Below are 26842 nucleotides of genomic sequence, written 5' to 3'. Positions count from 1 at the left end.
TGCGCCGCACCCTCGGGCGGCGCCCCGCCGGATGACTAGGCCGGCAGGTTGATCTCAGGCCGCGCTTGCGACGTCGAGGAGCCTAAAAGCGTTGGTCACGAGGACGTCGCTGCCCGTTCGGAACCACAGGAACGCGCCACGCTGGGCGGTCGGACGGCGGTTGGTGCCGACAAGGTTCGGCAGAAGTTCAAGCGTGGTTCCAATTCGATCCACGATGACAAACTGCTTCCAGTCGCCATACGCGAGCACGAAGTTGGAAACGGCGCCGGTCGTGGTGACCGTGCTGTCCATGTTCGAGTTCTCGTTGATCGCACGGCCGAGAAGCTGTCCGTTGGCGAGCTCGGGGAACTTCAGGGCGCCGGCCGTGGTCTCGAACTGCCGGATCAGGTTCAGGATCGGCAGCGCCGCCTGCCAGGTCGCGTTTGGCTGGAACCGGGCCGGGAGCTGGTTCTGCAGGTTGTAGACGTCGCCCGCTGCGAAGGTGTCGTCCGCTGCGGCGTTGATCTCCGAGGCGGTGCCCGCGAGCGCGGTCACGAACCCCTTCGGCTGCCCCGTGCCGGAGCCCGTGGTGTAGGCGGTGTTCATCAGCTGGTCCGCGGCGTCTGCGAGCACCTTGCCCAGCTCCGCGGAGAAGTTCGCCGCGTCCATGCCCACCTCGTAGGAGTACGGGACGAACACGTCACCGAAGTGCACCGGAATCGGCTGGTCGTCCACGGTCGGCGCGGCGTCGGCGGCCTCGGCGGCCTCGGCCTTCCACTCCGCGGTGGCGCCGGCCGACGTGATCCCGGTCCAGGACTCGGTGGCGGTCTGCACCACACGCGCGACCTGGCGCAGTGGGTTGGTCGATCCCGCCGAGGTCAGGTTGATGGCCGGGTCGAGGGTCATCGGCACCATGTAGCCGCCGTTCGCGTCGGTCAGCGACATGGCTCGCGACTCCGAGCGGTAGCGCTCGACGCGCTGGAAGGCCTCGCGCTCCTGCTCGTTCCACATCAGGTGGCCCCGGGTCGGGTCGGTGAGCAGGTGGGCGAACGCGCGGAGGTAGGCCGGGTCTCCGGTGACCTCCACCCAGCGCGAGGCCGCGGAGCGCTCGAAGTCGCTGCCGCCGGTCACCATCCGCTCGACCGTCTCGGCGGCGTGGTCGGCCAGGGCACCGGAGCGGTGCGCCTGGTCGATGATGCGACGGGCGCGGGTCGGAGCCTGGGCGAACGGGTCATCATCGCGGCCCGGGACGCCGGGCACGACCATGCCGCCGTCCTTGCCGTTGGCGATGTCGCGGAGCTCGGCGAGCTCGGCAGAGCGCTTCTCGTGATAGCGGTCCTGCAGGTCCTTGAACTCGGCGAGCAGCCCATCGAGACGCGCCTGCTTCTCGCGCGTGAGGCTGCCGTGTTCCTGGCGGATGTTGTCGAGCTTCTCCATCTCGTCGCCGAGCTCGATCATGCGGGCCGAGACTTGGCCCAAGGTCATGGTGGTCATGGGTGTGTGTGTCCGATCTGGAATGCCGCGAGCGAGCGCAGGCATGGGTGGGTTCGATGACTCGGCCGCTCCACGCGCCGCCACCTACCAGGGGCGAAGGTCTGCTGTGCCTGACGCCCACCGGGCCAGTCAGGGAGACCTGCGTTCTTGCGGTTCCGATTCGTCGGCCACCCACCGGGCCAGACCGACACAGGAATTGTCTCACGCCGCGGCGACATCAGCACGGAGGCTCACTCGCCACGTCGGCCACGACGTGCCGCAGGAGCTGTGACCCACGCATCAGCGTCACGCCGCCGTGAGGGACGCACCGCGCCGCCCACGGACAGGTGATGGCGTGCACCACGAACACGGTCAACACGGAGCCGGCGAAGCCCTCGCCGACCTGGATGCTTACGTCAGCCGGGCAGTCCTCGCAAGCGAGGGCCTGGAGGTCGGCAATGGTCAGGTTGTCGGTCATCGGTGCTCCTATAGGTAGGGGGGGTAGGTCGGTCGCGAAGGGGCGAAATGGGGAATCCACCCTTGCCGTGGATTCGCTTTCACACACGGAGCCGTCAGAGCACCCACGGCCGGCGCGGCTGCGTCGTCGGCGGCGGCGGGATAGGCGGCGGCGCGGTCATCCGAGCGCCCTTCCGGGCGTTGCATGTGCCGCAGATCCCCCGCAGGTTGGCCCGCACGAGTCCGAGGTCGGGCCGCACCTTCAGCGGGATGATGTGGTCAACCTGCGTCGATCGACGACCACAGCCAGCCACCATGCAGACCGGCTCCTCTGTGAGTACTTGGCGGCGCAGCTCGCGCCAACGCACACCGTCGTTTCGGTCCTGGTTGCTCCGACAGGCATCGCAGCGGGTCCGCGGCCGCCCCGTGCGCCTCTGCGGAGGGGTGAAAGGCCGCCCGCACCTGGTGCAGGTCATCTGGCACCCCCGACCTCGCTCGGCGAAGAAAAAATGCCGGAGAGAGACGCCGTTTCCATGCCGGGGCGGAAAGGCGCTTCGGATTCCGCGATGTCGACCCCACCCCCCGGGTCCTCGAGCAACTCGCGGACCTTCCCTGCCATCTGCGGATTAGCGATCGGCCCGAGCGCGGCCGGGCTCACCTTCCGCTCACGCACCAGCTGCCAGACGACCTGGCTCGGCGTGAGGTCGGGCACGGGCTCGGCGTCGGGCTGTCGTCGGCGGTGGATCGGTCGTTGAGGTCGACGATTGCGGCGAGGCATCAGCCGTTCACTCCCTCTCCTGGTCGCTGGTGCGGCGGGTAGTTGTCGAGGATCTCGAGGACGACGGCGAGCACGTCGCTCAACGTCTGCTCGGTGTCAGCGGCAGGGACGAGCAGCTCGCCCCGTGTGACCGCGAGGTGTGCGCGGATCTGGACCGATAGCCGAGAGAGACGGTCGGCGGGACACGGGCACGGTGCCTTGGCTTCGGCGATGCGGGCCGTGAGGTCGATGACAGGCGCGATCACGACGCCGCCTCCTCGTTGCTGCTCGGTGAGTAGCCGCGGCAGTCGGTCGGGCAGGGCAGTCCGTCATCGGCGTGATACGGGCACGTTGAAGGTGCGTCAGTGGTTACTACTGGTGCGCCAACATGCTGTCGCGCTGAACGCGGTTTCAGCGCGACAGTTTCGGACATCTCAGGCCCCCCGTAACTGTCGCGCTGAGAGAGGTCATCGGCGTCTAGTTCAGCGCGACAACTGCTGTCGCGCTGAGACGTCGGGAACAGGCCCTGATAGACAGCCGTGACGCCCTTCCGACCGGGCACGATTGTCGAGAGGAATCCGCCGTCTCGCGCCTCGTTGGTCATCCTGTCGACGGTCCGCTCACCGACTCCGAGGTCAGCGGCGACCAGTCGCCGCTCCCTGCTGACTCTGCGGCCGGCGTCCATGAAGTCGGCCAGGTAGACGAGGTAGAGCTTCGTCCGCGCCGATACGAGCTGGGTGCGGAACACGACTCGGCGCCACTCCTCGGCCGTGCGCTTCCTGCGGGTCACCACAGCACGCCCTGCGATGCGGCGTCCGTCTCTGACTGCCCGGTGACCACGACGCGGCGCCCGTCCGCCTCTGCAGCGGCGAGCAGGTCGCGCGCTACGCGCTCGGTCACCACGTAGCGGCGGCGGCGTCGGTCGAACTCCGGCGGCCTACCATCGCGCAGGTTCCGCAGCATCCGGTACGCGCCACCACCCGCAACGTAAACGGCCCAGCGCGAGCCGGTGAACCTGACCTCGAGCGCGGTCATGCTGTCCACCCCCGCGAGGTGAACTCCGGTTCGGCCAGCACCATGTCCAGCTCGTCGACGACCAGCTCATGCCCGTACCTCCGCCAGAACTCGGCGGCGTTGCGGCAGGCGTGGGCGGCCTCGGAGCAGCGCGGCGTACCCACGGCCTCGAACTGGGCCGCACGGCGCTCGTAGTGTGCGGGCATTGCGGAGGAGAGCGCCTCTTGGAGGATGCGGCGCGTGAAGTTGGCGACGTACTCGCGAGCATTCACGAGTCACCACCGCCCACGACACGGAGAAGACCTCGTCGCGCGACGACGAGGTCTTCTCGGCAGCACGACGTCGGTGAGCAGGTCAGCCCAAGGTCGGCGGCGTCGGCACGCTCGGCCAGGTCGAGAGATCCGCAGCAGTGCGGGTCTACGATGGACGTATCGAGGTCGCCAGCCGAGATGCTTGCCGTCCGAACCTTCGCCGGGGTCGGGCGGCTTTCTCGTTCGTTGAGCACGACCTCACCCGACCTTCGCGGACGGGATCGGGCGCAACAGCTTGTCCAAGTCGGCGCGGTCGATTCGGATTGCGCGACTGCCGCGGATGCGGCGTGCGGGAAGGTGGCCGCGGGCGATGTAAGCGCGGACTGACCGATCGGTGACGCCGAGATACTCGGCGGCTTCCTTCTGGTTGAGCCAGCGGCGAGAGGCGACGGTAGTCGTCATGTTCGCTCCAATGGGTCGAATAAACGACCCACCGACGCAGAACGCGACTACCGAGCGGGTATGCGGAACTCAGTCTAGTTGAGAGGAATCGAATTCGCGCGTAAGCGGCATCGCCTCGGTGAGCCGCGCCCACCATTCCCGCGGGCGTCGTGGCTTACGGGTACACCTCGGACACGTGAACAGCACCGAGCTTCTTCGGGTGGCGGTCTGACGGCGCAGCGAACCCGGCAGAGTGGCCCGACCGGGAATCAGGTTCCCGTCGTGATCTGTCTGCTTGGTCAGGTGGATATGAGGTCCAATCCAGTGCCGACCGCGCCCGTCGACGTGCTCGAACACGACGCCCAGCACCTCGGGATCATGGTGCCCGCGGTCAGTGCAGACGATGGCGCACCAGGCGCCCGCCGGGTCGAGACCGTCAACGACGGTTGCCCATTCGGGGAGGGCGATCACTGCTCTGCTCCCGCTATCTCTGACAGCCGTCGCGCGATCTCGACGTCCCGCTCCTTCGCGGCGTGCTGGTATCGCAGCGCGGCGCTGGGCGTCGAGTGTCCGAGGCGTCCCATCAGCTCGGCGAGCGTGGCACCCGTCTGCGCGGCCAGCGTGGCCCCGGTGTGCCTCAGGTCGTGCCATCGCAGGTCAGGACGTCCGGCGGCCTCTCGGGCCGGGTAGTAGACCCGGTACAGCGTCGACGGAGCGAGTTGACCGCCACCCTTGGCGGGGAACAGCAGTCCGTCCGCGCCGGCCTCGGCGTGCGCTAGGAGGTGCTCGCGGACCAGGGGCATCAGGTGCGGCGGGATCGCGACGTCGCGGCTGCCGGCGTCGCTCTTCGGCACCTTGACGATGGTCTCCCCCGCCGCTCGGACCACCCCGCGACGGATGCGCAGGCTGGCGCCCTTGGTGTCGACGTCGCCACGGCGCAGCTCGGCCAACTCACCGAACCGCAAGGCGCACCAGGCCGCCAGAAGGGCCATGAGGCGATAGCGCTCGGGCAGGTTGCTCACGACGGTCTCGAGCTCGGAGAGCGAGGCCGGCCGGATCTTCTTCACACGCTTGGTCGAGCCGCCCCCGCGGATCTTGGCCGGGTTGGCAGTGTTCAGGATGCCGCGGTCGACGGCCGTGCCGAGGATCGTGCGCAGGAGCGAGTACGCGTGCGCCTGGAGCGTCGGAGCATTCACGGCCGTCCGCTCGTACCAGTCGTCAACGGCCTCGTGCGTGATGTAGCGCAGCGGCACGTCACCGAAGGTCGGGAGGATGTGCTGGTCGAGGAGGGCGCGGTAGTGCGCCCGCGTGCGGGCGGCCAGTGGCTTGCCCTTCACCTTGCGGGTCTCGAGCCACCGCTCGGCGTACTCACCGAAGGTCAGCGACGCAACGCGCTTTCCCGGTGGCCGCCAGGCCTCGGGGTTGTCCTCGATCCCCTTCACCTCGCGGTCGAGCCATAGCCGGGCGGCCTTGACGTCCTCGAACGTGATTGGGGCGGCGTACCGCTTGCCGTCCGGGCCGGTGAAGCGGACGCGGTACTTGCCCGACGGCAGCGTCTCGACCGTGCCGCTCTTGGGCCGTCCGGTCTTCGGTCTCGCCACGCTCGCACCCCTGTCCGTGGACTCATCGTGGACAGAACACACGCTATCCGATTCCGTAGACTTCCGCTCGCTGCCGCGCTACTGTTCAGCGTATTCGCAGGTCAGGACGCTGAAACCGCAGGTCAGGACCAGTGACGCTAGATCTGCTGGATACTGGTTCAAACCCAGTATCGCCCACCACGTTTCCGCAGGTCAAAGGCGGTTTTCTCGAAACCAGATCTCAGACGGGGAACATACGAGGAACAAGGAGCGGCCAGGTCTGGCCGCTCCTGATCTGCACTTGCGGCGTCGCGCCACGCCAGCGCCTGGCTGTGAGGGAGTTGTTCGCCCACGACTGCCGAGGCATGCGCGCCGACGGCGGCAACCCTCCGACCAGCCGGGCCACATGCTAACGGTCAGGTCTGTGGTGACCTGCTCTCCGGACGTGCGCTCAGGTGCGCTGCCAGTGGTTGGTACTTCCCCGGCATTCGGAACCTTCATTGAGCCGATGCTCGGGACGCTACGCGAGCTGGACGCGGAACACGTGCGGGAGGAGGCGGAGGCAGCGAACTACCCGTGGGCGGAGCCGGAGGCGGAGGCGGCATGCTCATGGAGCCGGAGCCTAACTGGCTCGAGACGCGGCGGGTTCAGGCCGCTGCAAGCAGCGCAAGCAGCCACCAGGAATGACGCGAGCGCCACCCGAGATCGCAACATTCCAGGCTCCTCCGAGTCGGCGCATGGTGATGCTGAGTGCTCGACGATACGCCCGATTCCGATGCCTAGACCAACACGAACCTTGAGCCACTTCGACCACACCTCGACCTATCGCCTCTCCCGTTCCTCCATCTCAAGCACACGCGCGTGCGCGAATGGACACGCAATCCAGCGTGGACTTTGCGGCGTGACCACCGCTAACAGCGGCGGCGTGCCTGTGGAGAAGGTGCTACGAAGCGTCGGCTCTGAATCGGCTCGGCGCGTGCGAGCGAAGGTTGGGTCGGCTGTCGTCAAGCTCGGCCATGAACCGCGCGAGGTCGTTGCGCGGCACCCCGCGACCTGCCGACCTTCACGGACCTCAGCTCGCCGCTGGACATCAGCTCATACACCTGGTCTGGCCGACGGCCAGCCGCTCCATCACCTCGGGGATCTTCAGCAGAACCATCTCCATCTCCCACTCCTCGGGATCGGGACCTCGCGCATGAGGCCGATCGAGTGGACATCCGAACTGGACAGAGTGGCACTTTCGGCGTCTCGCCGATCTCCTGAAACACTTGCCAACAGACGTCTCCTAAAGGTGCCGCCGAACGGATTGGGATGCGCCTGGCCGTCTTCTAGGAGCGGCGCTCGCGCACATCGACAACAACCGGCGTAGAGAAGAAAAGTCTGGCCTCGACCGCACGACCGTACGACCTCTGCCAATATTGCGGTGGTCGATGTCGTGGGCGCGCGACGACCCGCGTATCAGGTGACGTGCCTGGTTGACTTGTGTAGCGGCCGGACACTGACCAGCAACCAGCTGGAGGGCATGCATGGCGAACGGGTTAGAGAGTCTGGCAGAACCGCGGGTCGAGTTTTGCGATGGCGCGAGCGCGCCGCAACTCGGACTTGGCCTGTACCGAGTCCTCCCGGGCGACACCGAGCGCGTCGTCGACGACGCTCTGGAGTTGGGATACCGGAGATTTGATACGGCGCCCTATTACGGCAACGAGCGCCAGCTAGGACTGGCGCTGCGTGCGGCTTCGAAAACAGACGTCTTTATTACGACCAAAGTGCCGAACGAAAGCCACGGCTTCCGCGAGGCCATCGTGGCGGTGGAGAAGAGCCTGACCCGGCTCGACCGGACCTCGCTCAACATGGTGCTGATCCATTGGCCACAACCGCGGCTCGACAGGTATCTAGAGACGTGGTCGGCGCTTGAGTACCTGCAGTCAATCGGTCTCGTCCGTTCAATCGGCGTCTCCAACTTCACTTGCGCGATGCTGAGCCGCCTTTGCGCAGCGGCGGCGGTAGTTCCCGCCGTCAACCAGGTGGAACTCCACCCCTACCTACTCCAATCCGAGTTGCGCGCTTGGCACGCAACCCTAGGGGTAGCAACGGAAGCCTGGTCGCCGATCGGCCGTGGGCGAGAGTTGCTGCACGATCCGAAGGTTGTCGCCATCGCGCGCCGCCATGGCTGTACTCCGGCGCAGGCGGTCCTTGCCTGGCACTTGGGACTCGGCACAATGGTGATCCCCAAGTCGGCGCACCGAGAGCGGATGCGCGAAAACTTCGCGGCCACGGAAATCCGCCTGACACCAGCCGCCTGCGAAGAGATGTGCTCGCTCGGCACTGAGACCCGTTACGGACCCGACCCGGACGACCATGGCTGACGAGGACGTGTTGCGCTGCCTACTAATCCGTCACGGCCACACCGAGTCGAACGGCACTGGCTCGTACGTCGGCGTTGACGACCCGCTGAGCGAGTTGGGTCGCGAACAAGCCCGCCTGCTGGGAGCCGCGCTGAACCGAAGCTGCCTCGACACCATTGTGCACAGTCCGTGCCTTCGGGCAATCGAGACGATGATGCCGATCCTTGACGGCGTGTCCGTCCAGCATGTTCTGGCGGAGGCCCGGCTCAGGGAGGGCGATGTTGGCGAGTGGACCGGGCAGCCCATGGGCCTCCGGGCGAAGATGGTGAACGCGACCACCCCGTTGTGGGCCGTCCGACCACCCGGCGGGGAGTCGTACCTCGACATCGACGCCAGGCTCGAGCCGGTAGTGCGGGCAATCCGGGAGGGTGACTATGGAAGCTCGGTAGCGTTGGTCGCGCATGGCCGAGTTAACAGCCTGATCCTGCGCCGGATGCAGGACGTGCCGTGGGAGGACTACGTCGGCAAGCAGATGCGGCACGCGAGCGTCACTGAGTTCTTATTCGGACCGGACGGCTACCGTCTGGTGCGACTCGAGGACGTGGCACACCTCGAGCCGAGCATGGTGACAGTATGACGAACCTCGACGCCTTGGTGAGGTCCGCCGCCGCGCGGCAACTGGTGCCATTCGTCGGCGCCGGGATATCGGAGTCCTTGATCAACCAGAACACCGGCAAGCCTCTGATGCCTTCGTGGCGGGCGTTTCTCCGAGGGTGTGCGATGGACCTGTCGGTCGAGAATCGTGACGCAGTCCTGCAACTCGTCCGCGAGGAGGAGCTGGCACAGGCTGCGTCGCGCGTCAAGCTGGCGGTCGGTACGGCGCACTGGATCGAGCGGCTCAGGACCACGTTCGAGGTGAGCCGCTCGAGCGCGCAAGAGTCCGATGTCGACCTGCTCCACAAGATTTGGAAGGTCTCGCGCGGCCTTGTAGTGACCACCAACTACGACGAGACGTTGCTGTGGGGAAGGAGAGAGAGCGAGCCGCTCCCGACGGTGTACGGGTTGCACGCTCCAGCAGACCTGAGCACCCTGCTTGAGGCGAACCGCGAGTCTCCCGTCTTGTGGCACCTCCACGGAACGATCACCCATCCAAACTCGATCGTGCTCGAGCAGAAGGAGTACGCCAGGCTGTACGACGGCATCAACGCAGAACTCAGTGAGGATGACCCTCCGGCGGAGTTGCGACACCAGGCTGCGTTCATTTGCCTGCAGACGATGGCAGCCTGCCAGAGCCTCCTCTTTCTCGGCTTTAGTCTCACCGACCCGAACGTGAACCGGGTCTTGCGCGACATGCACGCGCTATTCAGCGAGGCACGGGTCGGTCACTACATGGTGTGTCTCGCCGAGGAGGTTGACCACCTCGAGCGGCGGTTTGCCGACGAGCGACTGGAGCACATCAACCTTCTTCCTGTGAGTTCGTTCGGCGAGCCGGTCCGCCGTCTGCTTGACGACCTCCTCGCAGGCGAGCCCTCGGCGATCGACCTCAAAGTGACTGAGCAGGCCTGGATCCGCCGGCGCTGCCGCACGGTCGTAGCTGGCGGCGACGAATTCGTCGCCAGGATGCGACCGCTCATCGCTGAGCATTCCCCTGCTGACGCCGCGGTGCGCCTCTCCGACATCATCATGGACCCGGCCGCCACGCCGTTCCAGCGGGGGATCGCTTCGGCGCTCTGGTCTGAGTTCGAAGTCCAGCTCGAGCGAATGCGCGACAGCACCGCTTCGGCCTTGGCGAGCGAAGGCCTCACCTCCGTCGAGAGGCTCAACCTACTGCTGTTCCAGGCGCTTGCGATGGAGAAGCTCGGACCCGGGACCCAGGTGAGCGCGGCGAAGGTCACCCTCGAGTCGATCATCAACGCCCCGGAGGCGCCGGACGAACTGCGGAGATGTGCCGAGTTCAACCGGGACGTCTGCCGGGAGAAGCTGAACGACCCGACCCTGTCCTTCGCCCCCTACATGTCGGACCGGAGATTCCGATTCAGCTCGCGTGAGTTCCTCTGGACAAAGGCCTGGAACATGGAATTGGTGCGGTGCGGGAGGCGCGGCGAGGCGTTCAGATACGAGTCCATGCTTCAGGACGTACTCAGTGCCGAGATCGATGAAGCGTCGACCGGGTTCGCCAAGACTGTTGCGAATTGGGGCAAGTTCAAGAGGGATCCGCTCGACGAGTCACTCCTCGAGCGGATGCTCGACGTTGCGCGTCGCTCCACGCCGACGCAGAGGGTGCCCCTGCTGTTGTACCTGGAGTCGGTGACCGGTGACCACACGTTGCGCCAGGCGATCAACGATGCCCTGGAGCGGTCCGGCAACAGTGCGACCCTGCGGCGACTGATCCAGACCCGTCGGGTCAAGGGGAGGTACACCCTTTACGGCGAGTATCTGATGCACACGAAGGCCTGGGGTTACGTCGCGCCGACCCCGATGTATCTACAGGGCGCACCCGAGAGCGTCGACGTAGGGCTGAATTGGCTAGGCGAGAGCGACCGGACGCGCACGCTGGTGCGTTCGCTCGGACTTGATGTCCTCGATGACGTAAGTGGGTCGCTGCCGATGGGGCAAGGATTCGCGAGCAGCACGGTTCTTGCCGTCCTGCACTTGGGTGACCAGGTTAGTGCCGAGAAGCGAGCGCAGCTATTGGAGGTCTTCGACTGGCTGTCCCACGGGTTCCCCCCGAGCGGCGTCGACAGCGCGTCTGTCCTGGCTCAGGAGCCCGGATTCTATTTCCGCAACACCTGGCGTCGCGCACCCAGCATTCCCATTAACGCCGTCTTCGTAGCATCGGTGGGGGAACCCACAGTCGCGCTTGCCCAGGCACGGTCGCGCGTCGAGGAACTGAGCAGCCGACTCAAGCCTCTCGCCGAGCAGATGACCACCACGATCAGTTCCGATCAGACCCTTGACCTCGACGCCTTCGCGTCGTACTGCGCACTGCTCCGGACTGCTGGGATCTACACCGACGACCAGATGAACACGTTGGCGGAGGCGACGAGCCTTGGCTTGCATGCCAAAGCCATCGGGGGGCTGGCCAACAAGGCGATGCTGGTCATCGGTGACGACGCACGCCTCGACCAACTGGTAGAGCGTTTCCCGACCGATCGGATCATCGGGCGGCTGGGAAGTTCGGCCACAACCGCTTGACACCCTCGGGCTCCCTACACTTCCGGTGTGCGGTCCTCAAGGTGGCAAGACGAGCGTCGCTAGGAAGCGGCAGCGTCACGGCTCATCCGGGAGCGCGGTCCCGTCAGCGGCGACCCGGAGATGCCACCCGGCGCTCGAACGGACGTCGAGGACTCCGGCGGCGAGGTCCAAGTCGAGCTCCTCCAGATTCCCATTGCGGGGGTCGTAGTAGGCGCGAGACGAGACGTGAGGACAGTCGTGCCGTGCGGGCTGAGGTTCGCGTCCAACCGCATCGAGGTCGGGCCCGGCTACCTTGTCTGGGATAGTGTGCGGCCCGACCGCAGGCAGGAACTTCAGAAAGAAGAAGTTGCCGGTCTGAACCGGCCCGAAACGCACGCGCGGCTCGACGATGACCAACTTGCTTGACGTCCCCAAGGGTTCGATTGTCAGTCCAACAGGGCTGAAGATCAGGTCGACGAAGTGGCGGTGCGCGTGCTCCTCGTACAGTCCGGCCCGGCCTATGCCCATCTCGAGTCCATGAGTCTCAAGTGTCCAGGCGTACGACTTGGCCGAGTCCTGGGACAGCTCGGTGTCGACCAGGATCAACTGAGTGCCCATGCCCGGAGTTCACCCCATTCGAGCTCGTGCAGGTCTACGTAACGGCCAGCGGCGTTACGGCCGAACCGGAGGATACCCAACTCGCCGCACGCGTCGTCCAGCGCTGTCTTGGACGCTGCGTCCATGCTCTCGATTGGATACGCAGAGTGATAAGTCAGGCGCTCGCCAAAGCGGACCAGCCGGGCGCCGAGAAGGTCGCCGAGGGCGTCGGCGATCTGCAAGGGCGCGGCAGCGGCATCCCCCCTGTAGGCAAGAGACTCTTGGACGACCACCACGTGCTCACTGGCGACGAAGGCCCTGAAGACTGGGCTGTCGCGAGAGAGGTCATAGACCAATTCGTTGCGAACGAGGCGCGCGTCGGTCGCGAGCGTCGTGAAATGTGCTGGCGCGCGGCGCGGGATGGCAACGCGGGTACCGATTGCCTCTGAGAGCCGCTCCGGGTCCGATGCGTAGACAAGCTTGTTGTACTCGAGTCGCGCGGTAGTGCCGCTCAGCTCCAGCAGTCTGTCGTGCGGATTCCAGGTCCGGACGGCGGTCACCCCACCGCCGCGCTGAGCGAGGATCTCGAGCATCGGCGCGAGGTACGGCGACAGGCCATCGATGTAGCCGGCGCGCCGGGTCGGCCGGCCCCGGTAGGCGCGCCTCACCTTTTCCTGGACCTGGTCCAGTGGATCAAACAACGCGCGCTCACCGAATTGTTTGACGGCCATTGCGGCAGCGTCGATGTCAGGGAGGAGCATTTCGACGAGCGACGAGTCAGCGACGGGCTCCGCCCTTATCCAGGCTGGCGAGCCCGACCGGCGCACTTGGAGAGCCTGCCTAGTAGGGGTGCTAGGCGGGTAGGTCGGGGCGGGCAGTGTCGGAAAGACCGGGACCAGCGTGATCGGGCCGCACGGCGACTCGACGGGCATGATCGAGGCATCGGTGAAACTCCCGACCAGCACGACGTCGACTCCACTTCTTCGGAGGAGCTCGTAGGCAAAGATGCCGGTGGGGCCTCCGCCGATGATCACGACATCGGTGCGCATCAGTGGCGGTACCCGAGTTCCGCGAGCATCGCGCGAGCGGAACGATACATACGCGGATCGAAGTCGGACTCGTGGATGACTATTCGCAATCGCGAGGTCACGCGCCGTTCGAGCGAGCTGCCGTGGAAGCTCAGGAGAAGGAAGGTCAATGTCCCTCTCGCCGAAAGGTTGGTTCCGGCAAATCCCGCTCCGATGATCGGACAGGTCACCTCCTGCAGGTTGCCCGCACGCAACTGCTCCCAGAGGCGACCGTAGGCCGTGGAAAGGTCGTGCCAGGTCGTCCTGGAGCCGTGCTCGGTGCGTTCGGCGAGGCAAAAAAGCCAGGCCCTCTTTCCTTGAGGACCGCCGAATGAAACGAGCTCACCAAGATTCACCGGGGTGCTTCGGGAGGAGGCGGCCAGCGCCTGTTGTATCTCCGCTGTCAGCGCAGCGTCCGAGCCGTCGTACCACTGTTGGCTCACCTGTCCCACCAGGGATCCGGTGCCGACGTCGCTAGTGAGCGTGGACACCGACCGGTCGGCTGTGATGACGCAGCCGTTGTCGTAGTCGAGAAGGTTGCCCCGGACGAGTTCGATCGACCAGTTGCCCTGCTCATGGACGTACACCGCGGAGGACCCGGGAAGGCTCCGGACGACGGCAATTAGGAGCACCACCGCGCCGAGCGCCAGCCAGATCTGCCACGGTACGTCGCCGGTTTCATCGGGGAACGCGACCGACGAGATGCCCACGGCCGTACCGACGAAGGTGACGAATCCGTAGGCACGGCCGGCAAGCCCGTTGTGATAGGCCTCGGTCAACGCGCCCATACCGCGTCGTCCGCTCAAGTACAACCTCCCAGGACGCAGTCGATCGACGCTCGGGCCATGCGATGGCGCGCTAAAGTACCACGATCGAGAGCCACATCCAGTGACTTAGCGAGCCCGAGGAGCATAGTTGCCCAGCGCGAGTACGCCTGCCCGGAACACGGTCGCCATCCCGCTTGCAGATACGGTTGCCACCGTTCGACGGGTGGGTTTCGGGACGATGGCGTCGTCGGGCTCATACGGCCCCGTCTCCCAGAATGAGGCCCGTGCCGTCGTCCAGGCGGCCATCGAGGCCGGCGGCTGTCTGATCGACACCGCGGACGTCTATGCGGACGGTGATTCCGAGCGCCTGATCGGCTCCCTCCTCTCCAACTCCGAGGGTGCACTCGTAGCGACGAAGGTCGGCCTGGTTCGTGATCCAACCTCGCCTTACGGAGTGGATATCGTGGGGCGGCCAGAGTATCTACGAGAGGCGGTGCAGAACGCTGCACGTCGTTTGGCAGTGCCGCACATCGACGTCGTCTTCCTTCACCGAATCGATCACCGCGTACCCATCGAAGAATCGGTCGGCTGTCTGTCCGACATGGTCGCCGAAGGTCATGTCCGTGGCGTCGGAATCTCCGAGGCCAGCGTGGATTCGATACTGCGAGCCCACGCCACCCACCCGCTGTCCGCGGTCCAATCCGAGTACTCACTCTGGTCGCGCGACGTCGACTCGAGCGGCGCACTCAATGTGCTTCAAGAGCTGCAGGTCCCGTTCATTGCGTCGAGTCCGCTCGGCAAGGGCTTCCTCACCGGCGCGCTGAAATGGCCACCTAGCGAGGGTGCCAAGGACAGCCGGCAGAAGCTTCCTCGTTTCGCCCAGGAGTCTTACCTGGCGAACCGGTCGATGCTACCGACGTTGCGAGGTGTCGCCGAGCGACTCGACGCCTCGATGGCGCAGGTCGCGTTGGCTTGGGTGGCAGCCAAGCAACCGCGGACGGTGGCCATCCCCGCGACCCGGCGAGTCGAGCGGCTGCTCGAGAACCTGGCGAGCGAACAGGTTCAGCTCGATGCGGCGGACGTCTCCCTCCTCGATGAGTCGTTTGCGACCGTCCGAGTCGCGGGCGAGCGCTACGCCGACATGACCTTCGTCAACCGCTGAACTGCTGGCCCGCCGTCACGCGAACGCCATGACCAGACGATCGACCGTCACCGTGGTGCCGCCGTGGAAGCCAAGGTGATCCACGCTCCAATTGGCCCGCGCGGACGCCCGTGCGCGCAGCGCTTCGAGGGTCGCGCGAATCTCTAGCCGGGCCAGCGCGCTTCCGATGCATCCATGCGTCCCGGGCCCGAAGGTCAGATGTCGGTTGGGAATGCGGTCCAGCCGCAGGACGTCAGGATCCGAAAAGACTTCAGGGTCTCTGTTCGCGGCGGCGATAGATGCAATCACGCCTGAGCCGGCAGGCACGAAGACGGCGCCGATTTGCATGTCCTGGGTCGTGGTCCGCAGGGCTGAGTAGCGGGGCACGCAGGTCAACCTTAGGATCTCCTCAGTCGCTCGTCGGAGGTCGAGCGTGTCGTCGGTCAGGAGCCGGTCGAGCTCCTCCACGTCCGTCGCTAGAGCCAGCATCATGAGAGCGAGGGTGTTGCGCGTCGTGAACAGCCCGGAGGTGAAGAGCAGGCCGAAGGTACGCGCGACGGCGACACGATCGATGATCCCTGCCGCCGCGAGACTCTCGATCAGGGATGACGTCGTATCCGACCAGCCGCGGCCGGAGTTCTTCGTCAGGCGGTGCGCGAAGTAGTCCTCGATGACGCCTTGCAACTGCTCAGGCGACACCGAATCGTCCGTCAGACTCGCCCACGATTTCGCCGGGAGCAGGAGCTCCTCGGCCTCGCGGAGAGGCACGCCAAGCCAATGGGCCGAGGTCTGCAGCGGCAGCGGTTCAGCCAGAGTCGTGACGACGTCGGCGGCCCCGTCACGCAGGGTCTCCTCTACGCAGCGCCGTGCGATGGCTCCGACCACCTCAGCTAGGCGGGCGACTGCGTGCCTTCCCAGCGACGGCTGAACCGCGCGGCGGTATCCAGTGTGCTCCGGCGGATCCATTCTGACGAATGCCTGCTGGCCGCGCTTGGTAGCGAGGCTTCTGGAAGTCGGGGCCGGGTAACCCGCGTGGGCGGGCGCGGCTGAGAGCGCCGGGTTGCCCAGCAACTCCGCCACAAGTCTATGCCTCGTCACGAGGTAGGCCGTTGCGGAATTGCGCACCTGGACGAGTGCGGCGTCGGCTGAGCGCCGGGCTTTCGTGTAATCCTCGTGGAGAGCGAGCGGGTCGGCGGACTCAAAGGGCCACGCGCGGAGCTCCCAGGAATCCACGACGTTCACCCGTCGTGGGACGCAGTTTTCGCGCTCCGAGTGTCGAGCAACGACGCAGACACATGGATGGCCGGCATCCGGCGGTGCTCGGACCTGAGCCACCGAACGACCTTGCGCGAAATGGCCACCTCTAGCTCCTCGCGTCCCGGCGCGCCGCTTTCGGTTCCCATAGCGTCATCGCACACCTCTTCGGCGATCTCCCGGACCCGGTCGAGGAAGTCATCGTCACGGTGCAGGCCGCGTAGCGACACACGCGGATGCTCCAACAAGCGGCCGCTGGCCGCGTCAACGTCGACTCCGATGACGAGGATGCCGGCGAGCCCCATCACCCGCCGGTCTCGGAGGATCTGGTCGTCGACCTTGGCGGGTGAGGTGTGGTCGACCATGACGGACTCGACAGCTACCCTGCCAGCGATCCGAGCCTCACCGTCGGTGAACTCGACAACGGTCCCGTTTGGTGCGAATAGCACTCGCTCCGCGCCCAAACCTACTGACTTGGCGATGGCAGCATGGGCGCGCAAGTGGCGCCACTCGCCGTGCACGGGCATGAGGTAACGCGGCTTGATGAGGTTAAGGACCTGTCGCAACTCCCCGGCAGGCGCGTGCCCGGAGGCATGGATGTTGGCGTTGCCGCCGTGGAGCACGGTCACACCGCGTTCGGACAATCCGTTGATAACGCGAAAGACGTCGGTCTCGTTGCCAGGGATCAGGCGCGCAGACACAATGACGACGTCGCCTTCGCCCACCTTGACCTTGTGGTTGTCTCGCGCGAGGCGTGAGAGCACTGCCATGGGCTCGCCCTGCGAGCCGGTACACGCGATGACGAGTTGGGATCTTTCGACCTTATGGATCTCATTGGGGGCAACCAGCAAGCCGTCGGGCACCTGGAGAAGGCCGGCTGCCTGCGCGAGCTTCATGTTCCGCTCCATCGAGCGGCCCACCAGCGCCACGCGTTTGCCCACCTCTGCGGCGCAGGAAATGACCTGCTGGACGCGGTGGACGTGGCTCGCGAAACAAGCCACCAGGACCAGTCCGGGTGCCTCTTCGAAGATGTGAGTGAAGTTGGGCGCAACGTCAACCTCATCGGGCAGATGACCGGGTACATCTGCGTTGGTCGAGTCGGAAAGCAGAACGTCCACGCCCTCCACGCTGGCCCGCGCGAACCCAACGATGTCCGTCAGCCGCCCGTCGAGCGGCTGTTGGTCTAGCTTGAAGTCGCCGGTGTGGAAGATGCGAAAATCGTTGACTTCCACTGACACGGCCACGCCGTCCGGTACCGAGTGGTTGACGGCGAAGAACTCGCAACTGAACGGACCGACGTTAATCACGTCGCCCTCGCTGATCTCGCGCAGGTCAGCGCGGGTTCGGTGCTCTGCAAGCTTCGCGGCCAGCAGGGAAAGCGTGAACTTGGTGCCATACACGGGAATATCGGGCGCGAGCTTTAGCAGATACGGGACGCCGCCGATGTGGTCCTCGTGGCCGTGGGTGAGAACAAGCCCGCGAATGGACTCAATACGATCCTCGATCGGAGCAAAGTCAGGCAAGATGAAGTCGACACCTGGCACATCGCTGGACGGGAACAATAAGCCACAATCCACCACCAACATCCCAGCCGCGGAATCAACCACGGTCATGTTGCGCCCGATCTCGCTGATACCACCCAATGCCAATATCCGCACTGTGGAGCCGACTGGCGGCTCGAGTGGGAGTTCAAGTCTCAACGTAACGTCCTCAGAAGATCGTGAACCGGTCGCGCGCAGCCAGGAACGAGGTGCGTCGGTCATGGCCGTCATTGCGGATTGGCGACGGCACACGGGAACTCCCTCGCCTGCGCTCTCCACATCTTTGCAGACCGCGACGACGGGCCCATCCGCGGCCACGCCCGACAGAGGGCCGACGCAGGTTCGGACGCGCCTCTCAACGGGGCCGCCCGGAGCTCTGCTCCTCCAGCAGTTCGAGCAAGTAGGCGCCGTAGCCACTCTTCAACAGAGCTGTTGCAAGTTCGCGGAGGCCATCGTCGTCGATGTACCCCATCCGCCAGGCGACTTCTTCCGGTGCGCCGATCTTGGTTCCCTGCCGGGCTTCGAGCGCTCGGACGAAGTTGGAGGCGTCGTTGAGATCCTCGAACGTGCCTGTGTCGAGCCATGCCGTGCCACGAGGCAGTACCTCGACTTGCAGGCGGCCCTCCTCGAGGTAGGTCCGGTTGAGATCGGTGATCTCAAGCTCACCCCGCCTGGATGGTCTGAGCAACTTGGCGCGCTCAACAACGTCGCTGCTGTAGAAGTACAGGCCTGGTATTGCGAAGGGTGACCGCGGTCTCGCAGGCTTCTCCTCAAGCGACAGCGCGCGTCCGCTCTTGTCGAACTCGATCACGCCATACTCCGTCGGATTGGCGACGCGGTAGCCGAACACGGCGGCGCCGTCGAGACTGTCGAACCGACGCAGCCGGCTGCCCATACCCGGGCCGTAAAAGATGTTGTCGCCAAGGACGAGTGCAGCGCGCTCCCCAGCGAGGTGGTCTTCGCCGATAAGGAAGGCCTGGGCCAAACCGTCGGGCGAGGGTTGCACCGCATAGTCGACCCTGATCCCGAATCGCTCTCCGTCGCCGAGCAGCCGTCGGAACTGGTTGACCTCGTGCGGTGTGGTGATCAGCAAGATATCCCGGATCCCCGCCAGCATGAGCGTTGAGAGCGGATAGTAGATCATCGGTTTGTCGAAGATGGGCATCATCTGCTTGCTGACGGCGAGCGTGATCGGGTGGAGCCGGCTGCCCGTCCCGCCGGCGAGGATGATTCCGCGCATCAGTCCCCCCAGAATACTTCAGGTCGTACGCACCGTTGCCGAACCGAGTGTTCCCCATATCGTGGGCGCCGTGCGGAAAATGGAGGTCGGCGGCGGTTCCGGACTAGCCAGGCGAGAACTCGGCGGCGGCCGAGGAAACGGGCGGAGCGTGACGGAGTGAGCGTGGGTCCGTCGGTCGCGACAACGCCGATCCCGGGTCTGCTCGTCCTCCGCCTTCCAGTTCACGGCGACAGCCGCGGCTGGGTCAAGGAGAACTGGCAGCATGCGCGGATGACCGCTCTCGGCCTGCCCGACTTCGGGCCCGTGCAGAACAACGTCAGCTTCAATGCCACACGCGGCGTCACGCGCGGCATCCATGCCGAGCCGTGGGACAAGCTCGTGTCGGTAGCGTCGGGTCGGGTGTATGCAGCATGGGTCGACCTCCGCGCAGGCAGCTCGTTCGGCACCACCTTCGCCATCGAGGTTGGTCCGGATACTGCCGTGTTCGTGCCGCGGGGGGTCGGCAACTCCTATCAGGCCCTAGTCGATGGCACCGTCTACATCTACCTCGTTAACGACCACTACGTACCTGGCGGCAGCTACCCGGCGCTGAACCTTGCCGACGAAACGGTTGCGATCTCGTGGCCGATACCGCTTGCCGAAGCAGAGGTGTCCGACAAGGACCGCTCCAGTCCACGACTCTCCGGCGTCCAGCCGATGGAGCCACGGAAGGTATTGATCCTCGGCGCACAGGGGCAACTGGGCCGCGCTTTGACCGCGCTGTACCCGACCGCGACGTCGCTCGACCGCGGTCAGCTCGACCTGACGAACGGCGCGGCCGTCCGAGCTATTCCTTGGCATGACTATGACGTCGTCGTGAACTGTGCCGCGTACACGACTGTCGACGAAGCCGAGACGATCGCGGGACGACGAATCGCCTGGGAAGTGAACGCGGCCGCTCCCGCCGTTCTCGCCCGAACTGCCGCCGAGCACCGGCTGACGATCGTGCACTACTCGAGCGACTATGTCTTCGACGGGAGACAGCTTGGTGGTGGGTATAGCGAGGACGATCCCGTCGCGCCGCTCGGCGTGTACGGACAGACCAAGGCCGCCGGTGACTTTGCTGTTGCCACCGCTCCGCGGCACTACATTCTGCGCACTTCCTGGCTCGTCGGTGACGGCAACAACTTCGTCCGCACGCTGCAGCGGCTCGCGCGCGAAGGCGCCTCGCCGCAGGTAATCGACGACCAGGTCGGGCGCCTGACGTTCAGCGACGAGCTCGCCCGCGCAACCCAGCACCTGCTGACGTCGGGTGCGCCCTACGGGACGTACAACGTCACGAACAGCGGCACCCCTCGAAGCTGGTCAGAGTATGCGCGCCGAGTGTTCACCCAAGTCGGGCGCAGCCCGGACGACATCACGCCGATCAGCACGGAGGAGTACTACGTCGACAAAGACGGAGTCGCGCCCCGCCCTCGATTTAGTGTGCTGTCGCTAGCGAAACTCACAGCGAGCGGGTGGGTGCCGACGGATGCAGACCAAGCCCTTGACGCCTACCTCGCCAAGAAACCGGCGAGGTGACGGCGCTGCTCTGAAGCTGGCTGAGTCTGGGACCGAATGCTGCACCAGCATTTGTCGACCAAGCCTTCTCGAAGCTGGCACCCCGCATCCAATCTGCGCTTCGCGAGTGGCACTCCGCTGCGGGGCCGTCGAGGTGTCCTCAGGTGGGGACGCGGTACGGGAGGTCGTCAATAACGATGACCTGGACCTCGGCGTCCGGGATCCCGCCATCGCGGAGAACCCGTGCGAGCCAATCCTCAGCCTTGATACGAAGCGCCTCGCTAGCAGACCAAGGATCTGTGCTCTCCCAGGCTGCTTGGAGAGCCTCCACCGCGGCAGCGCGCAGGGCCGGCGTCAGGGTCAAACCCCTGGTCTCCAGTCTTGGAGGGAAGGGCTGAGCAGCCTCAGACCCGTAGCGGCCCAAGACTCCAACCACAACACCACTGCCGACTGCCACGGAAGGCAGCCTAGCGCGGCGTCGCATCAACCCCGCACGCGCTCCCGTATCCCCCGATCCCGGGATTCGCGACGCGCGGGAAACGGAGGCGCGCCACGTGCTCGTCCACGCCGCTTCCGGTCCTGCCGTCGAACCTGCCGACGTCGTCGATCGGGACGCACTTGCCCTCCTGGGACGGCGTCATGGGAGGTCTCCATGGCGACTCCGAGGCCTCGGCCAGCGGACGGCAGCGGCGACCTCACATACCGGCTACACCCTCACTTGCGCCGAGCGATGAAAGACCACCTCACCCCACTGCGTGACACCCCAGACTGGCCGGAACGCCCACCTCTAGCATGGGAAACTCGGTATGCTCCGACCGCTCGCGATTTCATCGCATCCCAGGTTGGAGAAGAACTGAATGGTGGGGTCCAGCTCATCTCGGGGTAAGGGCAAGAAGAAATACGCCGGGAAGGGCGGGAAGAAGCCGGCGCGTGGCGGCTCGGGGCAGTACACCACTTTGTACATCGGCGTCGTCGTGGGTGTGCTCGTAGTCGCCGCGATCTTTGCATTCCTGTTCTTCCGTCCGAAGGACGGTGAGACGCAGGGTGCTGCGTGCGCGATCGTCGTTGATCGTACGGGCTCCTCCGTGAATGAAGTCACCCGCGCCAGCTATATCGAGCAGGCGACTCAGATGGTCGACGCGTGCCGAGAGCTGCGCGCGTCGTTCGCGGTGTTCTACTTCGACAACCAGAACGCCAAACTGCAAGAAGCCAGCGACGAGCCCTTCGAACTCTGGCGGCCAGCGACTCGCCGTAAGTCCGTTGGTGAAGAGGAGGTGGCGGAAGAGAAGGAATCGGCGATTGCGGCCGTCGAGTCGGTCTTCGAAACGGATCCTGAGGCGAGCACCGGAGGCCACGGCAGTGACATCGTCACCGCGTTGAGCCTCGCCTCCCAAAGCCTCCACCAGCAGGCGGCGGTCGAAGGAGTGGACGAGACGTACCTCGTCGTGCTGACCGATGGCTATCAGACGGGCGACCTGAGTATGCGGCGAGCCTTCCCCGACCGCGACGCGAAGGTCGGCCCACTCCTTGAGCACACCAGAGATCTCGACCTCATTCCTCAACTCGACGGCGTGGCCGTGAGCTTTGGAGGCGTTGGCGGCGGCGTGGCAAGCGACAGGGCCCAAATTCCCCCGTGGTTCGAGGCGCTCGTGAAGCAGTATTGGACCCAGTTGATTGAAGAGGCCGGGGGCGGCATGTGCGTGTACAACGTCGAACCGGCCTATCTGCCCGGTGTCTGCTAAGGGGATCTGACTGTGCTCGAGCGCTTCACTGTCGACGTCCTTGCTGAGCACGTCGCGACCCAACTGTTGGAGGGCGAGCCGACACCGAAGCTGGTGCATCGGTTCTTCCGGAAGGGCCGCCGCGACGGCAAGCGCGCGCTCGACCACGCCTCCGTCAGCAAGCTCCTTCAGGATGCCGTCCAACTGGCAGCGAGCTCCCTTGTCGAGGAGTTGGTACGGGCGCAGAACCAGACCGAACAGCGCATCGCCGACCTGCAAGCTGAGGTCGACGCCCACGATGAGCTCATCAAGCCGCATGTGCCGTCGGGTTCTTCGACTTTCGAATCACCTGGACCTGACACGACGTCGGAAACGGATTCGGGGCCGTCGGCCGTCGCGGACGTCGCCGACTCCTCGCAACGGCTGTTGGACGCACTCGCGAAGAAGAAGTCTCTGAAGGTCGCTCGGCTCAAAGAAGCCGAGGCGGCCGAAGTCAAGGCGCGAGAAGCCGCCAAGAAGACCGCGCTGGACCTCGCAGAGGAGAAAGCGACGGCAGCTCGCGCTGAAATCCCGCGCCTCCAGCAACATCTCAAGTCGCTCCCGGCAGAGTTCTCGCAGCGATTCGAGAGCATGAAACACACCGGTGAGATCTTGTGGTCGCGCTACTGCAACGGCTTCGTACTCGGCGAGTCCAAGCGCGGGAGCAGGTCCTCGGACGTGGAGACACCTGCCGGCGCATTGAACTTCACGACACCGCCGCCCCTCCAGACAACGACATCCGACGGCACCGCGAGTGCTGACGCGGCGACAACGCCAGGAGAGTGACTCATGGGCCTTCTCGACTTCCTTCGGAGAGGTGAGCGCGGCAGCGGCGGAGGCGGTGTCGACGGCCCCGTCGGCATGGGCACTCACGAGCCGATCCTGGACGAACCGGGCGAGGGCGGCCCCTCGATCTTCATGCCCGACCTCGCATCTCTACGGTGGGCGGCCCAACAAGAGGCGGTCAATGTTGGCCGGATGGACCTCGACCCCGAGCGGTGGACCGGCGGGCGGATGGCGTTCGAGTACGAGCACCAACTCGCGCATGACCACGAAGGGCTTCGCGACCGGCTATCCGACTTCGTCTCTGCCGCGTCGCGTGACGTGCTCACGGATCTCCACGAGATCGCCGCCCGCGTGGCCGAGACACGCGACGACCTTCGGGTGGCGGATCAAGACCTCGCGGTCGTACTCGATTCTTGGAATCGTACGTATCGCGAAGTCCACGAAGACGAGCTCGAGCTGGGCAGGTACTTCCGGCTCAAGTCGAAGCCGTATCAGCTGGGGAAGTGGCTCGTCGCGCTCGCGATCTTCGCCGCCGAGCTGGCGATGTCTATCGCCCTGTTCGACGACGTGATCAAGACCGACGTTCCCGCGATGCCGGTGCTCTTCGCGGTCGGCCTGATCCTGATTCTGATGGTCGTTCCCCACTACGCGGCCATCGGACTCAAGGAGGGAATCCTCCACTACCACGAGGCCGAGCTCGACGCCTACGAGAACTCAGACATCTACACACCGGCGAAGGTGCGCAAGAAGGCCCGACTGGAAGAAGTCGAGGACTGGGGTACGAAGTTCGCGGCCGCAATTCTGGGCTTGGTACTTGTCGCCCTCTTCATCCCGTTGTCCTCACTGCGTGCCAAGGAGCTCGGGACCGAATCAGAGGAGGCGTTCTGGTTCTGGACCTTCATGCTGGTTCAGTTCGCCATCTCGGGCTACTTCTTCGTCCGGGAGTGGTGGGACTACGGGACGGCTTCGGCCAACCTGAAGCATCACGACCTGGCAAAGCGAGATGTCGGACTCGTCAGGGCAAACGTCTTTGCCACCTACACGCAGGTCGTCGGGGAGTTCATGGCCCGGGCCGAGGACCTCACGTTCCTGTACCGCCAATCCCCCCGCTGGGACAGCTACATCATTCAGTCGTACCTGGCGACGGTGCACTACTTCCGGCATTTGGTGACGGTGCAGAATCCTGACCTCGATGTATTCATCAATCTCGCGACGATGCCGTACCTCGGGACGAACTCCGATGAAGAGATCAAGGGGGATGGGACGGACCATTCCCCCGTGTCCGACGAACACCAAGAACTCATGGCCCGCAACGACGCATTCAGTCGCGGGTGGTGGCTCAAGCAGGTCAACGCCGCCCTCGTCGACCCGGTCGGCACCCAAGGCACGGGCACGGCACGGCCAGAGAAGACTGAGCCCACGGACGACGCATCCGAGGCTCAGCGGCCCTGGGCGTTCGAAAGTCCCGAGCGCATGCTCGCGGAGCTACTCGACCGCTATCACCACCTCAAGTTCCCGTATCGGCGGCCCAAGGTCCTCGACCACATCGAAGAGGTCGACGACGACATCGAGCCACGTCCCACCGACGGCGATCCGGACAGGGTCGCTAGTCGCGGTGACAAGGGCGGTGGCGGCCCCGGTGACGCAGGAGTAGTGAAGCTCCGTCGCGGAAGACGCCGCACCACGGAGCCGCCGACCCAAGCGGCGGATGACTGATGTTCTTCAGCAGGTACCCGCGCACCAAGCTCGTCCACACGCGGGTTCTCCAGTGCTTCGGGAGAGAACGTGGTCTCTCAATCCTTCCGGTGCCCGGTCCCCCCGTTGAGCCGCCCGAGGTCATCCACCAACACAGCGCCGTCGTGCACTCGCTTGAACCCGGCATCGTCTATGTCGTCGAGTGGACCGGCGACCAGGTCGAGCTGCACCACGTCCGCCTCTAGACCTGGATTGAGCCTGGAGTCGATCTTGAGCAGGTCGAAAGCCACACAGTAGTCACTTGGTCATGGCTGCGTCTCCCGGCTACGACCCGTCCTGATCGTAATGGTCATGATCCCTTGCATCCTTTCGATCGGTGTGCGCACTCTTCCGCAGCAGCAGACGTCCGGCCCAGACCGCAGCCGGGGAGTTTGCCCCCCGGCGGGGCGGAACCTTCCCCGGCACGCCGAGGTGGACGGTCCCTAACGTGCTGACTCCCGCCAGATCGGCGGGACCAGACACGAAGGTGGGATCCACACCATGGGTACCGTTTCGAAGCTCCTCCTCCGGTCACTGATCGTGGCGCTCTCTGTGGCGCTGTTGGTCCCGACATCGCTGGCCCGGCCGGCGGGGGCGACGGCCGGCTACGGCTACGACCACGCGCGCGACTGCTCGAACCAGTTCGGTCTTTACTCGTGGTGCATCGAGGAGGACGGCCGCGCGGGGTTCACCGACGCCGAGCAGTGGTCGCCGTACGGATTCGGCTACCGCAACTGCACCGACTGGGTCGCGACCCGCGTCCGGCATTTCGGCATCGCTTTCTCGAACGGGATGGGCGGCGGGCGGTTCGGCAACGCCCGCAACTGGGACGACAACGCGCGGACCCTGGGCTGGACGGTGTCCACGACGCCCCGGGTGCGCTCGATCGGTGTCAACGAGTCCAATCACGTCGCGTTCGTCGAGACGGTGAACGCGGACGGCACGGTCAACATCTCCGAGTACAACCGGGGCGGTACGGGCCAGTACGGGACGCGGAACGGGGTGCGGTTCGACTCCTACATCTACGTACCGGGCCTGACCCAGGCTCCCCCGCCGCCGCCGTCGGACCTCTCGCGCTACCGCATCACGATCGTGAAGTGGAGCGGCAGCTCGACCACGGCGTGGTTCGTGACGCCGGACCTCAAGCGGCTCTGGATCCCCGACGGCGGCACCTACAACCAGCTGCGGGCGCGCGGCTTCGCCGGCCCCTACGTCTTGGACGCGGGCACGCTCGACCGCATGCCTGACCAGCGCGACCAGTGGGTGGCGTCGGGCTCGTCCTGGGGTAAGAACCGCACTCTCCGCCGGGGTATGTCGGTCCGCTCGAGCGACGGCCGCTACCTGTTCGCCATGCAGGACGACGGCAACCTGGTGCTCTACGCCCCGTCCGGACGTGCGCTGTGGTCCACCGACCGGCTCACCTCGGCTTGGCGCTCGCAGGAGTTCGTGATCTTCCAGGGCGACGGCAACCTCGTGACGTACGGCGGCGGCCGGGCGATCTGGGCCTCCGGCACCGCCGGTCGCGGCGGCGACCACTTCGAGGTGCAGGGGGACGGAAACCTCGTCGTGTACGCCGGCAGCAGGCCGTTGTGGGCGTCCAACACCGCCGGCCGGACCTGAGCAGGTCTGCGGGTGGGTCGGCCTGGGGGACGACCCACCCGCCGCGACGTCCTGGATTCCCGAAACCGGGCACTCGCCCCCGCCGCCCCCTCTAGGCTCGCCATCACCGGCGCGGATCGACGACAAGGAACATGGACGATGACGATCAGACTCACGATCACGCCGACCCGGGCGCCGAACGTCTGCCGCGGATGCGGCACCGCGATTGCCTATCCGGATCGGTTCCGGAAGTGCCCGGTCTGCGGGATCAAGTACAACTGAGTTGACCCAGGAGCCCGGCGCCCGCGGAGCGTCGTCACGGATCTGCCCCGAGTGCGGCGAGTACC

At 65.6% G+C, this 26842-nt stretch carries 29 protein-coding genes; 11 read left to right on the top strand and 18 right to left on the bottom strand.

What is annotated here, in order from left to right; all coding sequences use genetic code 11:
- Positions 1–54 precede the first annotated feature (54 nt).
- From D0Z08_RS19705 to D0Z08_RS19660, 11 genes are all read right to left on the bottom strand, one after another.
- Positions 55–1473: a phage major capsid protein gene (locus D0Z08_RS19705; RefSeq protein WP_182481398.1), complete on the bottom strand. Its 1419-nt coding sequence runs from the start codon at positions 1471–1473 to the stop codon at positions 55–57.
- A 217-nt stretch (positions 1474–1690) separates the two neighbouring features.
- Positions 1691–1930: a hypothetical protein gene (locus D0Z08_RS19700; RefSeq protein WP_118926969.1), complete on the bottom strand. Its 240-nt coding sequence runs from the start codon at positions 1928–1930 to the stop codon at positions 1691–1693.
- Positions 1931–2024: 94 nt separating this feature from the next.
- Positions 2025–2225, bottom strand: coding sequence for an HNH endonuclease (locus tag D0Z08_RS32245; RefSeq protein ID WP_182481397.1), 201 nt, complete (start codon positions 2223–2225; stop codon positions 2025–2027).
- A 155-nt stretch (positions 2226–2380) separates the two neighbouring features.
- Positions 2381–2620, bottom strand: a complete 240-nt coding sequence (locus D0Z08_RS19690; protein ID WP_118926967.1) for a hypothetical protein — start codon at positions 2618–2620, stop codon at positions 2381–2383.
- Positions 2621–2685: 65 nt separating this feature from the next.
- On the bottom strand, positions 2686–2931 hold the full coding sequence (locus D0Z08_RS19685; protein ID WP_118926966.1) for a hypothetical protein: 246 nt from the start codon (positions 2929–2931) through the stop codon (positions 2686–2688).
- Positions 2928–3413: a hypothetical protein gene (locus D0Z08_RS19680; RefSeq protein WP_147381487.1), complete on the bottom strand. Its 486-nt coding sequence runs from the start codon at positions 3411–3413 to the stop codon at positions 2928–2930. Before D0Z08_RS19680 ends, D0Z08_RS19685 begins: the two co-directional genes overlap by 4 nt.
- A gap of 38 nt (positions 3414–3451) precedes the next feature.
- Positions 3452–3700 (bottom strand): hypothetical protein, encoded by a 249-nt coding sequence (locus tag D0Z08_RS19675; protein WP_118926964.1) that lies wholly within the window; start codon positions 3698–3700, stop codon positions 3452–3454.
- The gene (locus D0Z08_RS19670; RefSeq protein ID WP_118926963.1) at positions 3697–3951 is read right to left on the bottom strand and encodes a hypothetical protein; all 255 of its coding nucleotides are present in this window, start codon (positions 3949–3951) and stop codon (positions 3697–3699) included. The genes D0Z08_RS19675 and D0Z08_RS19670 overlap by 4 nt, the downstream gene beginning before the upstream one ends.
- 237 nt (positions 3952–4188) lie before the next feature.
- Positions 4189–4392, bottom strand: a complete 204-nt coding sequence (locus D0Z08_RS19665; RefSeq protein ID WP_118926962.1) for a helix-turn-helix domain-containing protein — start codon at positions 4390–4392, stop codon at positions 4189–4191.
- Positions 4393–4461: 69 nt separating this feature from the next.
- Positions 4462–4842, bottom strand: a complete 381-nt coding sequence (locus D0Z08_RS31710; RefSeq protein WP_147381486.1) for a hypothetical protein — start codon at positions 4840–4842, stop codon at positions 4462–4464.
- Positions 4839–5972, bottom strand: a complete 1134-nt coding sequence (locus D0Z08_RS19660) for a tyrosine-type recombinase/integrase (protein WP_118926961.1) — start codon at positions 5970–5972, stop codon at positions 4839–4841. Before D0Z08_RS19660 ends, D0Z08_RS31710 begins: the two co-directional genes overlap by 4 nt.
- Positions 5973–7477: 1505 nt before the next feature.
- Here D0Z08_RS19660 and D0Z08_RS19655 point away from each other — a divergent pair.
- Genes D0Z08_RS19655 through D0Z08_RS19645 form a run of 3 tightly spaced genes read left to right on the top strand, consistent with a single transcriptional unit; the run spans position 7478 to position 11491 of the window.
- Positions 7478–8317 (top strand): aldo/keto reductase, encoded by an 840-nt coding sequence (locus D0Z08_RS19655; RefSeq protein ID WP_118926960.1) that lies wholly within the window; start codon positions 7478–7480, stop codon positions 8315–8317.
- Entirely contained in the window at positions 8310–8933 is a 624-nt protein-coding gene (locus tag D0Z08_RS19650) for a histidine phosphatase family protein (protein WP_118926959.1), read from the top strand. Before D0Z08_RS19655 ends, D0Z08_RS19650 begins: the two co-directional genes overlap by 8 nt.
- Positions 8930–11491 (top strand): SIR2 family NAD-dependent protein deacylase, encoded by a 2562-nt coding sequence (locus tag D0Z08_RS19645; RefSeq protein ID WP_118926958.1) that lies wholly within the window; start codon positions 8930–8932, stop codon positions 11489–11491. The genes D0Z08_RS19650 and D0Z08_RS19645 overlap by 4 nt, the downstream gene beginning before the upstream one ends.
- A 75-nt stretch (positions 11492–11566) precedes the next feature.
- On the opposite strand, the gene D0Z08_RS19640 is transcribed toward D0Z08_RS19645, so the two are convergent.
- The 3 genes from D0Z08_RS19640 to D0Z08_RS19630 are packed head-to-tail and all read right to left on the bottom strand — an operon-like array spanning position 11567 to position 13922.
- Complete coding sequence (locus tag D0Z08_RS19640; RefSeq protein ID WP_118926957.1) at positions 11567–12088, bottom strand: hypothetical protein; 522 nt, start codon at positions 12086–12088, stop codon at positions 11567–11569.
- Positions 12073–13116, bottom strand: a complete 1044-nt coding sequence (locus tag D0Z08_RS19635; protein ID WP_118926956.1) for an FAD-dependent monooxygenase — start codon at positions 13114–13116, stop codon at positions 12073–12075. Before D0Z08_RS19635 ends, D0Z08_RS19640 begins: the two co-directional genes overlap by 16 nt.
- Positions 13116–13922, bottom strand: a complete 807-nt coding sequence (locus tag D0Z08_RS19630) for a macro domain-containing protein (protein WP_118926955.1) — start codon at positions 13920–13922, stop codon at positions 13116–13118. The genes D0Z08_RS19635 and D0Z08_RS19630 overlap by 1 nt, the downstream gene beginning before the upstream one ends.
- 202 nt (positions 13923–14124) lie before the next feature.
- Here D0Z08_RS19630 and D0Z08_RS19625 point away from each other — a divergent pair, with 202 nt between their 5' ends.
- Positions 14125–15063 (top strand): aldo/keto reductase, encoded by a 939-nt coding sequence (locus D0Z08_RS19625; RefSeq protein WP_147381485.1) that lies wholly within the window; start codon positions 14125–14127, stop codon positions 15061–15063.
- A gap of 15 nt (positions 15064–15078) precedes the next feature.
- On the opposite strand, the gene D0Z08_RS19620 is transcribed toward D0Z08_RS19625, so the two are convergent.
- From D0Z08_RS19620 to rfbA, 3 genes are all read right to left on the bottom strand, one after another.
- Positions 15079–16275 (bottom strand): cytochrome P450, encoded by a 1197-nt coding sequence (locus D0Z08_RS19620; protein ID WP_147381484.1) that lies wholly within the window; start codon positions 16273–16275, stop codon positions 15079–15081.
- A 5-nt stretch (positions 16276–16280) separates the two neighbouring features.
- Positions 16281–18059 carry a ribonuclease J gene (locus D0Z08_RS19615; protein WP_118927000.1) on the bottom strand — a complete coding sequence of 593 codons (1779 nt, stop codon included), beginning with the start codon at positions 18057–18059 and terminating at the stop codon, positions 16281–16283.
- 133 nt (positions 18060–18192) lie between these two features.
- On the bottom strand, positions 18193–19077 hold the full coding sequence (rfbA, locus tag D0Z08_RS19610) for a glucose-1-phosphate thymidylyltransferase RfbA (protein ID WP_118926952.1): 885 nt from the start codon (positions 19075–19077) through the stop codon (positions 18193–18195).
- 156 nt (positions 19078–19233) lie between these two features.
- Here rfbA and D0Z08_RS19605 point away from each other — a divergent pair, with 156 nt between their 5' ends.
- The gene (locus tag D0Z08_RS19605; RefSeq protein ID WP_118926951.1) at positions 19234–20637 is read left to right on the top strand and encodes a sugar nucleotide-binding protein; all 1404 of its coding nucleotides are present in this window, start codon (positions 19234–19236) and stop codon (positions 20635–20637) included.
- A 446-nt stretch (positions 20638–21083) separates the two neighbouring features.
- On the opposite strand, the gene D0Z08_RS32240 is transcribed toward D0Z08_RS19605, so the two are convergent.
- The gene (locus D0Z08_RS32240) at positions 21084–21257 is read right to left on the bottom strand and encodes a hypothetical protein (protein WP_182481396.1); all 174 of its coding nucleotides are present in this window, start codon (positions 21255–21257) and stop codon (positions 21084–21086) included.
- A 216-nt stretch (positions 21258–21473) separates the two neighbouring features.
- Between D0Z08_RS32240 and D0Z08_RS19595 the strand changes: the two genes are divergently transcribed.
- The 6 genes from D0Z08_RS19595 (at position 21474) to D0Z08_RS33460 (ending at position 26777) form a co-directional block, all read left to right on the top strand.
- The gene (locus D0Z08_RS19595; RefSeq protein WP_118926949.1) at positions 21474–22358 is read left to right on the top strand and encodes a hypothetical protein; all 885 of its coding nucleotides are present in this window, start codon (positions 21474–21476) and stop codon (positions 22356–22358) included.
- Positions 22359–22370: 12 nt separating this feature from the next.
- Positions 22371–23162, top strand: coding sequence for a hypothetical protein (locus tag D0Z08_RS19590; protein ID WP_118926948.1), 792 nt, complete (start codon positions 22371–22373; stop codon positions 23160–23162).
- A gap of 3 nt (positions 23163–23165) precedes the next feature.
- A complete protein-coding gene (locus D0Z08_RS19585; protein WP_118926947.1) occupies positions 23166–24878 on the top strand; it encodes a hypothetical protein in 1713 nt (570 codons plus the stop codon).
- Positions 24879–24967: 89 nt separating this feature from the next.
- Positions 24968–25102, top strand: a complete 135-nt coding sequence (locus D0Z08_RS33465) for a hypothetical protein (protein WP_281271759.1) — start codon at positions 24968–24970, stop codon at positions 25100–25102.
- Positions 25103–25397: 295 nt separating this feature from the next.
- Entirely contained in the window at positions 25398–26516 is a 1119-nt protein-coding gene (locus D0Z08_RS19575; RefSeq protein ID WP_118926945.1) for a CHAP domain-containing protein, read from the top strand.
- A 138-nt stretch (positions 26517–26654) separates the two neighbouring features.
- Entirely contained in the window at positions 26655–26777 is a 123-nt protein-coding gene (locus D0Z08_RS33460) for a hypothetical protein (protein ID WP_281271758.1), read from the top strand.
- Positions 26778–26842: the final 65 nt, after the last annotated feature.

Source organism: Nocardioides immobilis (genome assembly GCF_003515065.1).
GTDB classification, from domain to species: Bacteria; Actinomycetota; Actinomycetes; order Propionibacteriales; family Nocardioidaceae; genus Nocardioides; species Nocardioides immobilis.
Note: the sequence above shows the minus strand (reverse complement) of the source record. Positions and strands in the feature narration are given on the sequence as shown.